At 65.0% G+C, this 12,237-nt stretch carries 9 protein-coding genes; 1 reads left to right on the forward strand and 8 read right to left on the reverse strand.

What is annotated here, in order from left to right:
• Positions 1-17 precede the first annotated feature (17 nt).
• Together ACVDG8_RS30180 and ACVDG8_RS30185 are read right to left on the reverse strand one after the other, a co-directional pair.
• On the reverse strand, positions 18-803 hold the full coding sequence (locus tag ACVDG8_RS30180) for an SDR family NAD(P)-dependent oxidoreductase (protein ID WP_447251711.1): 786 nt from the start codon (positions 801-803) through the stop codon (positions 18-20).
• A gap of 54 nt (positions 804-857) precedes the next feature.
• A complete protein-coding gene (locus tag ACVDG8_RS30185; RefSeq protein WP_447251712.1) occupies positions 858-1,604 on the reverse strand; it encodes an SDR family NAD(P)-dependent oxidoreductase in 747 nt (248 codons plus the stop codon).
• Positions 1,605-1,805: 201 nt separating this feature from the next.
• On the opposite strand from ACVDG8_RS30185, the gene ACVDG8_RS30190 reads away from it, so the two are divergent.
• Complete coding sequence (locus tag ACVDG8_RS30190; protein WP_447251713.1) at positions 1,806-3,302, forward strand: aldehyde dehydrogenase family protein; 1,497 nt, start codon at positions 1,806-1,808, stop codon at positions 3,300-3,302.
• 8 nt (positions 3,303-3,310) lie between these two features.
• Here the strand turns inward: ACVDG8_RS30190 and ACVDG8_RS30195 are convergent, their stop codons facing one another.
• The 6 genes from ACVDG8_RS30195 to ACVDG8_RS30220 all read right to left on the reverse strand — a co-directional run bounded on the left by ACVDG8_RS30195 (position 3,311) and on the right by ACVDG8_RS30220 (position 12,229).
• Positions 3,311-4,123, reverse strand: coding sequence for an NAD-dependent epimerase/dehydratase family protein (locus ACVDG8_RS30195; RefSeq protein ID WP_447251714.1), 813 nt, complete (start codon positions 4,121-4,123; stop codon positions 3,311-3,313).
• Positions 4,124-4,126: 3 nt separating this feature from the next.
• On the reverse strand, positions 4,127-5,329 hold the full coding sequence (locus ACVDG8_RS30200; protein WP_447251715.1) for a pyridoxal phosphate-dependent aminotransferase: 1,203 nt from the start codon (positions 5,327-5,329) through the stop codon (positions 4,127-4,129).
• Positions 5,326-6,945, reverse strand: a complete 1,620-nt coding sequence (locus ACVDG8_RS30205; RefSeq protein ID WP_447251716.1) for a hydantoinase B/oxoprolinase family protein — start codon at positions 6,943-6,945, stop codon at positions 5,326-5,328. The genes ACVDG8_RS30200 and ACVDG8_RS30205 overlap by 4 nt, the downstream gene beginning before the upstream one ends.
• Positions 6,942-9,038: a hydantoinase/oxoprolinase family protein gene (locus ACVDG8_RS30210; RefSeq protein ID WP_447251717.1), complete on the reverse strand. Its 2,097-nt coding sequence runs from the start codon at positions 9,036-9,038 to the stop codon at positions 6,942-6,944. Before ACVDG8_RS30210 ends, ACVDG8_RS30205 begins: the two co-directional genes overlap by 4 nt.
• Positions 9,035-10,705 (reverse strand): thiamine pyrophosphate-binding protein, encoded by a 1,671-nt coding sequence (locus ACVDG8_RS30215; protein ID WP_447251718.1) that lies wholly within the window; start codon positions 10,703-10,705, stop codon positions 9,035-9,037. The genes ACVDG8_RS30210 and ACVDG8_RS30215 overlap by 4 nt, the downstream gene beginning before the upstream one ends.
• A gap of 117 nt (positions 10,706-10,822) precedes the next feature.
• On the reverse strand, positions 10,823-12,229 hold the full coding sequence (locus ACVDG8_RS30220; protein ID WP_447251719.1) for an FAD-binding oxidoreductase: 1,407 nt from the start codon (positions 12,227-12,229) through the stop codon (positions 10,823-10,825).
• Positions 12,230-12,237 lie beyond the last annotated feature (8 nt).

Genomic DNA, 12,237 nt, shown 5'->3' on the forward strand with positions numbered 1-12,237 from the left:
ACATGAGCTTCATGGTTCTACTTGACGCCGATGCCGGCGGTCAGGCCACCGTCTATTCTGTAGTCTGAACCCGTGCAGAAGCCGGCCTTGGACGAGCACAGGAAGGCGATGAGCTCCGCCACCTCTTCCGGCTCGCCGATGCGGCCGAGCGGATGCGCCGCGCCGAAGCGTTTGTAGGCTTCCTCGACATCGGCATCGCTGCCGTTGTCGCCGCGCGCGGCCTTCTCCAGGATCGGCGTACGGATCGAGCCTGGACTGACCGAATTGACGCGGATGCCGGCCGCCGCATAGTCGAGCGCCAGCGAGCGCGTCAATGTGTGGATCGCGCCTTTGGTCGTGGCATAGGCGGCGACATTCTGCTGGCAGGCAAAGCCTTGCACCGAGGCGACGTTGACGATGGCGCCGCCGCCGCGCTTGATCATTTCGGGAATGCCGAAATGCGCCGTCAGATAGATCGAGCCGACATTGACCGTCATTGCCCGGTTCCAGGTCTCCCAGTCGGTCGTCGTCGCGGTCCCGTAGGGATGCACGGCGGCGGAATTGACGATGACGTCGAGGCCGCCGAATTTCGCGACGCCGGCGGCGACAGCGTCGCGGACCTGATCGGAAACGGAGACGTCGGTATCGATGACCAGCACTGCTGCTCCAGCGTTTTCCAGCCCGGCTTTCATCGCCGCATTGGCGGCGCGGTCGATGCCGCAGGCAATGATCGCGGCGCCGCCGGCCGCGAGGCGCCTGGCGGTTGCCAGGCCAATGCCGGTCGTCCCCGTCACCAGGGCCACCTTGCCGTCGAAATCCTTCATTTTCGAAACTCCTTCATGCGCGTTCGGACGCGGCCTCTTCCGGCAGGAATCGCTTCAGTAGGTGGCCCGCCCGCCCGACAGATCGAAGACCGAGGCGGTGGTGAAGCTGTTTTCCTTCGAAACCAGCCAGGCCACCATGTTGGCGGCCTCATCGACCTCGAGGAAACGTGCACGCGGGATCCTCGACAGCATATAGTCGATGTGTTCCTGCTTCATCTGGTCGAAAATGCGCGTGCGCGCGGCTGCCGGTGTGATGGCGTTGACGGCGATGTCGTAGCCTGCCAGCTCCTTGCCCAGCGACTTGGTCATGCCGATCACCGCCGCTTTCGACGCGGAATAGGCCGACGCGTTGGGATTGCCTTCCTTGCCGGCGATCGAGGCGATGTTGACGATGCGGCCATAGCCGCGCGCCTTCATGCCCGGCACGACCGCGCGGTTGACGTAGAAGGCGCCATTCAAGTTGATGTCGATGACGCGTTTCCAATCCTCTAGGGGATAAGTGTCCAGCGTATGGTTCGGTCCGGCGATGCCGGCCGAGTTGACCAGGATCGAAATCGGTCCGCTTTGCGCCTCGGTCTCTGCCGCCGCGTCGATCACCGCCTGGCAGTCGGTGATGTCGATCGTGACGGACTTTGCCGCGGCGCCAAGGTCGGCGGTGGCTTTTTGCAGTTCGGCGGCATCAAGGTCCCAGAGCGAGACTTTGGCGCCGGAGGCCACGATGCGCCTGGCGATGGCAAGGCCGAGCCCTTGCGCGCCGCCGGTGACGACAGCCGTTTGGCCGGTGAGGTCGATCTGGTTCATCCTGGAGATCCTATCATGTCCGATATCATGGAATACAACCAACGCCGCGAGCCATAGGCCAAACCACCAAAGCGCGTGTTCCATCTGCCATGGAGTGCGGTCGACGAACATCGATTTATCGAAACGCCGTTTTATCTTTCCTTGTTTGAGGTCGCCTGCCGCGGGAGTAATAGTCGCGGCGGAATTCGTGAGGAGGAAGAGATGACGCTGAACTTCGACCCGAGGGCGAAGGCCACGACGCTTTACCACGGCGAATTCCGGCCGATGTTCATCGGCGGCAAGTGGGTTCCGGCGCGGTCCGGCCAGGAGATGCAGGCGCTCAACCCGGCAACGGGCGAGGTGCTGGCAACGGTGCCGCGCGGGGATGCGGCGGATATCGACGCGGCGGTGGCCGCCGCACGTGCGGCCTTCGAAGGTCCCTGGTCGAAATTCTCGCCCTATGAGCGGCAATGCGTGCTGTTGCGCATCGCCGATCTGTTCGAGACGCATTGGGAAGAACTCAGCGTTTCCGACACGCTCGACATGGGCCTGCCGATCACCCGCACGCTGGCCAACCGGCGCCGCGTCATCGGCATGCTGCGCTTCTATGCCGGCATGGCGACGGCGCTGCATGGCGAGACGATCGACAATTCCATTCCCGGCGAGATCGTCTCCTTCACAAGGCGCGAGCCGGTGGGCGTCGTCGGCGCGATCATCCCCTGGAACGCGCCGACCGCCGCCTCGATCTGGAAGATCGCGCCGGCTTTGACCACCGGCTGCAGCATCGTGCTGAAGCCTTCGGAGGATGCGTCGCTGACGCCGCTGCTGATCGCGCGGCTGATGCAGGAAGCCGGCGTGCCCGACGGCGTCGTCAACATCGTCACCGGCACCGGCGCGGAGGCCGGCGCACGGCTTGCCGAACATCCCGACGTCAACAAGATCGTCTTCACGGGTTCGACTGTTACCGGGCAAGCTATCGCGCGGGCTGGGGTGACAAACCTCAAGCGCGTCTCGCTGGAGCTTGGCGGCAAGTCGCCGATCATCGTCTGCCGCGACGCAGACATCGAGAAGGCTGTTCCGGTCGCGGCTATGGCGGTGTTCGTGCATTCGGGGCAGATCTGCATCGCCGGCTCGCGGCTGTTCGTGGCGCGCGAAATCCACGACGAGTTCGTGCGACGCGTCGCCGACTTTGCCGGCAAGCTGCGCATCGGCCACGGCATCGAGGCCGAGACTGAAATCGGGCCGCTGATCAACGCCAAGCAGGCCGGCAAGGTGGAGGGCTATATCAAGGCCGGCAACGACGAAGGCGCCGAACTGGTCGCCGGCGGCTCGCGGCTGACGGGCAAGCTCTATGACGGCGGCAACTTCATCGCGCCGACCGTGTTCGGCGCGGTGTCGGACAAGATGACCATCGCGCGGGAGGAGATTTTCGGTCCGGTGATTTCTGCGATGCCCTTCGACACACTCGATGAAGCCGTCGCCCGCGCCAATGCGACGCCCTACGGCCTGGCGGCCGGCATCTTCACCAGCCATCTCGGCACCGCGCACAAGCTTGCACGGCGCATCAAGGCGGGCTCGGTCTGGGTCAACATGTATCATGCCATCGACCCGGCGGTGCCGTTCGGCGGCATGAAGATGTCCGGCTACGGCCGCGAAGGCGGCATCGAGCATCTGCACGAGTATCTGGAAACCAAGTCGGTCTGGATTCAGACCGATTGAGGCTCACGTCATACGGGCTTGTCATCCGGGTGGCCGAGTTCGCAGAACCAGCCGCCAAGATACTTCACTGAGGGTTTCTTCGGATCCAGAACGGGTGTTTTGGCCTCGACCGCCGCGCGGAAGGGTTCGGCGCTGTCCTGCGGGATGAATCCCAGGTGATCCGCGCCGCTGTTGTCGACCATCTTCAGCTTGTTGTCGGAAATGCCGAAGGAGATCGTGTGACCGACGCGCGGCGCGGTGAGCGAGGCTTCGACCAGCCGCACGCAGTCGGCGAAGGAGAGGTAGGACCACAGCATGCGCCGGTCCGCCGGCTCCGGGAAGGACGAGAAGATGCGCAGGCACGCTGTCTCGATGCCGAACTTGTCCCAGTAGAGCCGGCTGAGGCTCTCGACGAAATTCTTCGACACGCCGTAAAGGCTGTCGGGCCTTACCGGCGCGTCGACGCCGATATGCGCCTCGACCTCGTGATAGCCGATGGCATGCACCGAGGAGGCGTAGATGACGCGCTTCACGCCGTGTTTCCGGGCGCCTTCGTAGATGTGGTAGGAGCCGCGGATGCTGGAATCGAGGATGGTCTGCCATTCGCATTCGAGCGGCGCGCCGCCGAAGTGCACGATGGCGTCGCAGTCCTTGGTCGCCGCGATCGTCGCTTCCATGTCGGCAAGATCGAAGACCGCTTCTTCCTCGTGCGGCGCGAGGTCGCCGAACGGCTCGCGCCCGGCTAGCCGGATCGTCTTGGCCAGCGGCGCCAGCCCCTTGCGCAACTGCGAGCCGAGCCGACCGGCCGCGCCGGTGATCAGGATACGGTCGTAATGCGGCATTCTCTACTCCACTAGCGCGACGGCGGCGTTGATCCGCGCGATCGCCTCGGTCAGCACCTCGTCGCTGGTCGCGGTCGAGATACGGAAATACGGTGAAAGTCTATAGGCCACGCCCGGCACGGATGCCACGCGGCCTTCGCTGAGAAGATAGTTTGCCACCGCCGCATCGTCCTCCAGAACGACACCCCCGGGCGTCTTGCGGCCGATCAGGCTGGCGCAGCCGATATAGGCGTAGAAGGCGCCGTCCGGCGGCGACAGCGTCAGTCCATTGATCTTCCGGATGCCGTCCACGACCAGATCGCGGCGCGCCTCGAACGCTTGCCGGAAGCGCGCGACTTCGTCCTGCGGGCCGTTGAGCGCGGCCACCGTCGCCGCTTGCGCGATCGAGCAGACGGAGGTGCAGGATTGGCTCTGTATCGTGGACATCGCCTTCACCAGCGGCGCCGGTCCGGCCGCGTAGCCGACCCGCCAGCCGGTCATCGCATAGGATTTGGAAACGCCGTTGACGATCAGCGTGCGATCCTTGAACTCGGGGCAGGCCTTGCCGAAGGAAACGAATTCGCGCCCGTCGAAGAGGATGTGCTCGTAAATTTCGTCTGAGAGGATGAGCACCTGCGGATGTCTTGCCAGCACCGCGCCCAGCGCCTTGAGATCAGCTTCCGAATAGACCGCACCGGACGGATTGCCCGGCATGTTGAGGAACAGCCACTTCGTCTTCGGCGTGATCGTCTTTTCCAGCAAGGCCGGCGTCAGCCGGAAGCCCGATGTCTCCGGGCATTCGACGGTGACGGGCGTGCCGCCGAGCAGCTTCACCATTTCGGGATAGGAGACGAAGTAGGGCGCCGGCAGGATGGCCTCGTCGCCGCTCTCCAGCGTCGCCATCAGCGCATTGAAGATGATCTGCTTGGCGCCATTGGCTACGACGATATCGTCGGCCGTGTAGTCCAGTCCGTTCTCGCGCCGGAATTTTCCCGCCACCGCCTCGCGCACGTCTGCCGTGCCGGCGGCGGCCGTATAGAGCGTCTGTCCGGTTTTCGCGGCGACATGGGCGGCGTCGATGATATGGCCGGGTGTCGGGAAATCCGGTTCGCCCAAGCCGAGGTCGATCACGTCGACGCCCTTGGCGCGCAGCACCTTGGCGGCTTGCGAGGCAGCCATCGAGGCCGAGGGCTTCACCGCCAACAGGCGCGAGGCAATGTAGCTCATTTGCCGTTCTCCGAAATGTAACCCTTGAACCGGTCGTTCGCCCGCGCCTCGGCGCTGCGTTTGGCCGGATCGCCATAGCCGCCGCCTCCCGGCAGTTCAAGGATCAGCCGGCGTCCGGCCGGAACGTGCTGCCAGCCCTTGGGCCGCATCTTGGTGCCGTCGTCGAGCTTGACCACACCGGCAACGCCAGGCTCGCCGCCATTGCGTCCATGTGCCGGGTGATTGACGCGGTCGAACATCGCCGAGAAGTCGAACTCATGCCCTTCGGTCGCCTCGATCTCGATAACCTGTCCCAGGCCGCCACGGAATTCGCCGTCACCGCCGGACCCTGGCCGCAGCTCCTTGCGCCAGATGACGATAGGACCGGTGTGCTCGGTCGCCTCGATCGGCATGGTGTGGACGCCGGAGGGGAACGCCGTCGCCGACAAACCGTCGAGCCCGGGGCGCGCGCCCATGCCGCCGGAATTGAACATCAGCACTTCGGCGCGCCGCCCTGAGCCGCCGGCGACCGGACGCACCGAGATGTGAATGTTCCACAGCGCGCCGGCGCCCTCGGCAAGGATCTTGCCGGGCAAGGCCTGGGAGATCGCGCCCAGCACGAGGTCCGGAACCATGTGGCCGAAGATGTGCCTGAGCGCCACCGGCGCCGGCCGCACGGCGTTCAGGATGTTGACCGGCGACGTCACGGTGAAGAAGGCGAGCGAGGCGGCGTTGTTTGGGATGTCCGGCGCCACGACGCATTTCAGCGCGTAGCAGGCATAGGCCTTGCTGTAGATGATCGGGCAGTTGATGCCCCAGCGGGTCATCGGGTCGGTGCCGGTGAAATCTACCTCGACATGGTCGTCGCGGACCGAGACCTTTGCCGCGAGTTTCACCGGCGCGTCATAGCCGTCGGTGACGAGTTCGTTCGACCAGCTGCCCTTGGGCAGCGCCTTGATGCGCTCGAGCATGGCGTCGCTTGTGCGCGAGAAGATGAAGTCGCCGAGCCCGTCGAGCGAGGCGAGGCCGATTTCCTTCATCATGTCGACGAGACGGCGATGGCCGACCTCGTTGCAGGCGGCGAGCGAGTAGAAATCGCCGACCACCTGGTTCGGCTCGCGGACATTGGCGCGCAGGATGCGGACGAGGTCGAGATTGACCTTGCCCTTCTCGGCGAATTTCATGATCGGGATCTGGATGCCTTCCTCGTAGACCGACTTGCCGTCGGCGCCGAAGCCGCGCCCGCCGACATCGACGACATGCGCGGTGCAGGCAAAGAACGCCACCAGTTCGCCATTCAGGAAGGATGGCGAGACCATGGTGATGTCGTGCAGATGGCCGGTGCCCAGCCAGGGGTCGTTGGTGACGTAAGTGTCGCCCTCGAACATCTGGTCGCGGGGAATCTCTGTCATGAAATGCAGCACGGCCTCGGCCATGGTGTTGACGTGGCCCGGCGTACCGGTGACCGCTTGCGCCAGCATCCGGCCGCGTGGGTCGAACACGCCGGCCGAGAGGTCGCCGGATTCGCGCACCGAGGTCGAGAAGGCGGTGCGCAGCAGCGTGAGCGCCTGCTCCTCGACCACCGAGATCAAGCGGTTCCACATCACCTGCATGCGGATGTCACTGATGTCGCTCATGCCTGGCTGCCTTTGCGGATCAGGAGGATGGCGCCGTCGCTCTGGACGACGGCGTCGAAGCTGGTGGTGACGACGGTGGAGGTCTCGCGTTCGACGATGACCACCGGCCCCTCGACGCGGTCGCCGGCGCAGAGCGTGTCCCGTTCGACGATGCCGTAATCGCGCAGCGCGCCGCTGACCGGATCGAACACCGCGCGCATCGTTGATGGCTGGCTCGTCTTCCTTCCGGTAACGAGCTCGTGCCTGGCGACGTCGGGCCGGATATCCGTCGCCTTGACCGACCAGGTGACGATCTCGATCTCCAGCCCGTCGAGCCCTTCGATGGCGCGGCCGAAAAAGCGCTGGTAGTTCGCCTCGAACAGGTCCTTGAGCCCTGTGGCGGCATCCTCGCCGAATGGCTTGTCCGGCAGCGGCACGGGGATTTCCCAGCCCTGGCCGGCGTAGCGCATGAAGGCGGTGATTTCGCAGGTGATGCTGCCGCTGGCGCCGCTGCGCACGAAGCTTTCGGCTGATGCCTTGAGGTCCGCCAGTAGCGCATTGATCTCGGCCGGCTTGAACCGCGACAGGCGGGTCAGCTTCGACGCCAGCGCCTCGTAGCCGAACGGTGCCTTGAGGAAGCCGATCGCCGACCCGACGCCAGCGCCCTTGGGGACGATGCAGCGGTCGATGCCGAGTTTTTCGCAGAGCCTTGCTGCGTGAAGCGGCGCCGCACCGCCAAAGGCGATCATCAGATTGTCGGAAATATTCTTGCCGTTCTCGACCGCGTGGACGCGGGCGGCGTTGGCCATGTTCTCGTCCACCACTTCGCAGATGCCGAAGGCGGTCGACATGGCATCGAGCGACAGGCGCTCGCCGACCTCGCCAAGGATCGCCTGCTCGGACGCGGCCGTTTCGAGCCGGATTGCGCCGCCGGCGAAATTGTCGGGATCGAGCTTGCCGAGCACCAGATCGGCGTCAGTGATCGCCGGACGCTTGCCGCCGCGGCCGTAGCAGGCCGGACCCGGTTCGGATCCGGCGCTCTCCGGCCCGGTCTGAATGCGACCCATGGCGTCGACCCAGGCGATGGAGCCGCCGCCGGCGCCGATCTCGATCATCTCGATCACGGGGATCGAGATCGGCATGCCCGAGCCTTTCGAGAAGCGATAGGTGCGGGCCACTTCGAAGGTTCGCGCCGTGCGCGGCGCAAAATCCTCGATCAGGCAGATCTTCGCGGTGGTGCCACCCATGTCGTAGGAGACGACCTTTTCCAAGCCGAAGCGACGGGCGATGTCGGCGGCGAAGATGGCGCCGCCAGCTGGACCGGATTCGACCAGGCGCACGGGGAATTCAGAAGCCGTCTCCACCGAGATCAGACCGCCGCCCGAATGGATCATGAAGACCGGGCACTCGGCCCCCATGTCTTTCAGGCGCGTCTGGAAGCGGGCGAGATAGTCGGCCATCTGCGGCCGCACATAGGCGTTGGCGCAGACGGTGTTGAAGCGCTCGAACTCGCGCATCTGTGGCGACACTTCAGCGCTGATCGAAATCGGGATAGCGAGCTTGCGGGCAAGGATTTCGCGCGCGCGGCGCTCGTGGTCGGGATTGGCGTAGGCATGGATGAAGCCGATCGCCACCGAGCCGAAGCCGCCGGCCGCGATCTGTCCGGCGATCTCCTCGAGGGCCGCTTCGTCGAGCGGCTGCAGTTCCTGACCCTCGGCGCCGATCCGGCCCTTCACGGTGAAACGATGCTCGCGCGGGATGAGCGGCGTCGGCAGCTGCAGGTTCAGATCGTATTGCTCGAAGCGGTTTTCGGTCCGCATCTCGATCACGTCGCGGAAACCCTCGGTTGTGACCAGCGCGGTCTTGGCGCCGCGCCGCTCGATCAGCGCGTTGGTGGCGAGTGTGGTGCCATGGATGATGATGCCGATCTCGGCCGGCGCGATGCCGGCATCGCGCGTGACGATGGCAATGCCGTCGAGGATTGCCTGCTCGGGTGCGGCATAGTTGGTCAGCACCTTGATGGAATACAGCGTTCCCCTGACATCGAGGGCGATGTCGGTGAAGGTGCCGCCGATGTCCGCGCCGAGACGGATCTCGTCAGTTCTAGAGGTCATGCCTTGGCCTTCTGCGAAGCGAGTGCTGCGTCGCGCATCTGGGAGAGGGTCTGCCGGGGCGTCAGCGCTTCGGGCGAGATGGCGATGTCGAGCACGGCGCCCGTGGCAGATTTCAGCGCACGCTCGAACGCCGCCGCGAAATCCCCGGTGGATTCGACCCGCTCGGCATGGAAGCCATAGGCCTTCGCCAGCGTCACGAAGTCCGGATTCTCCAGCGAGGTTCCCGAGACGCGGGCGGGATAGTGGCGCTCCTGATGCGCGCGGATGGTGCCGTAGATGCCGTTGTTGATGATCAGCACGATCGGCTGTGCGCCGGCTTGCATGGCGGTGCCGAGCTCCTGGCAGTTCATCTGGAAATCGCCGTCGCCGGCAAAGCAGACCACGGTGCGCTCCGGGAATGCGACCTTGGCGGCGACCGCAGCCGGCAGGCCGTAGCCCATCGCGCCGGATTGCGGGGCAAGCAGCCGTGCCTGCGGTCCGAATTTGAAGAACTTGTTCGGCCATACAGTGAAATTGCCGGCGCCATTGGTCAGGATGACGTCGGATGGCAGCGTCTCGCGCAGCCAGGCACTGACCGCCACCATGTCGACCGGACCGGGCTGCACAGGCGCGGTGAATGCGCCTTCATAAGCCTTGCGCGCCGCCGCGCGCCAGTCGGCCCAGGCGCCCTTGACCGGCGTCAGCGCTTTGGCGAAGGCGTTCGGGCCGGCATGGATGCCGATTGTCGGCACATAGATCTTGCCGATCTCGCGGTCTGAGCCGTGGACATGGATCAGCTTCTGGCGCGGCACCGGAACGGAGAGCAGCGTGTAGCCATCGGTGGTCATCTCACCGAAGCGCACATTGATAGCCAGGATCAAATCGGCGTCGCCGATCAGCTTCTTGACATGCGCAACCATGCCGACGCCGGCTTCACCGACAAAAGTTGTCGAATGATTATCGAACTGGTCCTGGTAGCGGAACGCCGCCACGACCGGGATGTTGGAGGCTTCGGCGAAGGCCTGCAGTGATGCGCGTCCGTCCTGCGTCCAGTTGGCACCGCCCATGAGCAGGACCGGTCTTTCGGCTTCGACCAGTAGCTTGAGTGCCGAAGTCATCGCATCCGGTGCTGGAGCAGCTTCGAAAACCGTCGCCGGGCCGCTGAGCGGTGCAGCCTCGGTCAGGGTGGTCAGCATGTCTTCCGGCAGCGCGACCACGACAGGGCCGGGCCGTCCGGTCAGGGCGGTGGTCCAGGCGCGCGCGACGATTTCCGGCAGGCGCGCAACATCGTCGATCTCAACCGCCCATTTGGCGACCGTGCCGTAGACAGCGCGGTAGTCGATCTCCTGAAAAGCCTCGCGGCCCTTCATGTCGGTGCCGACCTGACCGACGAAGAGGATCATCGGCGAGCTGTCCTGCATGGCCGTATGCACGCCGATGCTGGCATTGGTCACACCCGGGCCGCGCGTTACGAAGCAGATGCCCGGCGATCCGGTCAGCTTGCCATAGGCCGAGGCCATGAAGGCTGCGCCACCCTCGTTGCGGCACAGCACGTAGTCGAGCCTGCCGTGGGTGTCGTGCAGCGCATCGAGAACAGCGAGATAGCTTTCGCCGGGAACGCCGAAGCTCTTGGTCGCGCCGAGAGCGATCAGGCACTCGACAAGAAGGTGACCGCCATTGCGGGCCATGCTGCGACATCCTCACGATTGGCGGCAAGCGGACCGAGCCTGCCTTTTCGGATTCATACCTGCACTGTGGCGGCTCGCGACGGAATCAAGAAATGCGGTTCATTCGAAAGTTTTTCTTTACAATGGTGAGATCACCAGGACGCCGGGGTTCATTGTGCCCTTTGGGTCGAGCGCGCCCTTCACCCGCGCCATCAGTTCGCGCTCCACTGCACCGCGGTTGCGATCAGCCATGGCGATCTTGGCGCGACCCAATCCATGCTCGGCGGCGAAGCTGCCGCCCATGCCCGTGGCAAGCGCCGACAGCGCGTCAGCGAACGCCACGGCCTTGCCGTCGAAATCGGCGCGACCTTCGGGCGGCGACAGATTGTAGTGGATGTTGCCGTCGCCGAGATGGCCGAACGGATTGATGCGCACGCCCGGCAGAATACCATCGCAGACTGTCGTGCCGGCCTCAATGAAGCGGGCGATCGCGCCCGGCGGCACCGAGATGTCGTGCTTGAGCTGCTCGCCCTCCAGCCGTTGCCCCTCCGGCTGTTCTTCGCGCAGCCGCCAGAATTGGGCCCGATGCGCGCCCGACGTCGCCAGCGCGCCGTCCAGGACCAGGCCTTGCTCCATCCCCGATTCCAGCGCCGAATTCAGGATCTCGTCCAGCGGTACGCGGGTTGAACCGGATGCCAGATCGACAAGCAGGTAGACGTCGCCTCGTGTCCCCAACTGATAGGTGAGGTCGGGCACATGCTTGAGGGCGAGCTGCAGGCCGAGATCGCTGAAGAATTCCAGACCGGTCAGGAACTCGCCCGCTTCGGCACGCAGGAAGGCGCCGAACGAAACGGCAGCGGCAAAGTCGGACATCACCAGCAGTGCGCTCGCCTGCTGCCTTGGCGTGGGGTAGAGCCGCAGCACCGCGCGCGTCACGATGCCGAGCGTGCCTTCCGCGCCGCAGAACAGCTTGCGCAGCTGGTAGCCGGCATTGTCCTTCTGCACCGCGCGCATTCCGTCCCACACCGTGCCGTCCGACGTCACGACTTCGAGGCCGAGGACGAGGTCTTGCATCATGCCGAAGCGAAACGCATGGCTGCCGCCGGCATTGGTGCCGATCAGGCCGCCGATCCGCACGCTGCCTTCGGCGCCGAGATGCATCGGAAACATCAGGCCATGCGGTTCCAGCGCCTCGTGCAGTGCGGCAAGCACGACGCCTGCTTCCACCGCGATCGACCCGCTGTCCAGATCCGGCTCGCCGATCGCGGCCATGCGTGACAGCGAGACGATCACCGCGTTCGGCTGCTCCGCCACGGCGCCGCCGCAAAGGCCGGTGTTGCCGCCTTGCGGGACGACCGCCAGCCCAAACTCCCGGCAGGTTTTGACGACCGCGGCCACTTCGGCGGTGGTCGTGGGCCTCGCGACGCCCAATGGCACGACGCCGTAGCGGTTGAGCCAATCACGCTGGTAGGGCTCGGCGTCAACGCCCGAAAGCCAGCCTTTCGGTCCGAGAATTGCCTGCAATGCACTAACGGGATCAGTCATCGGGATAC

The organism is Mesorhizobium sp. ORM8.1, assembly GCF_053005525.2.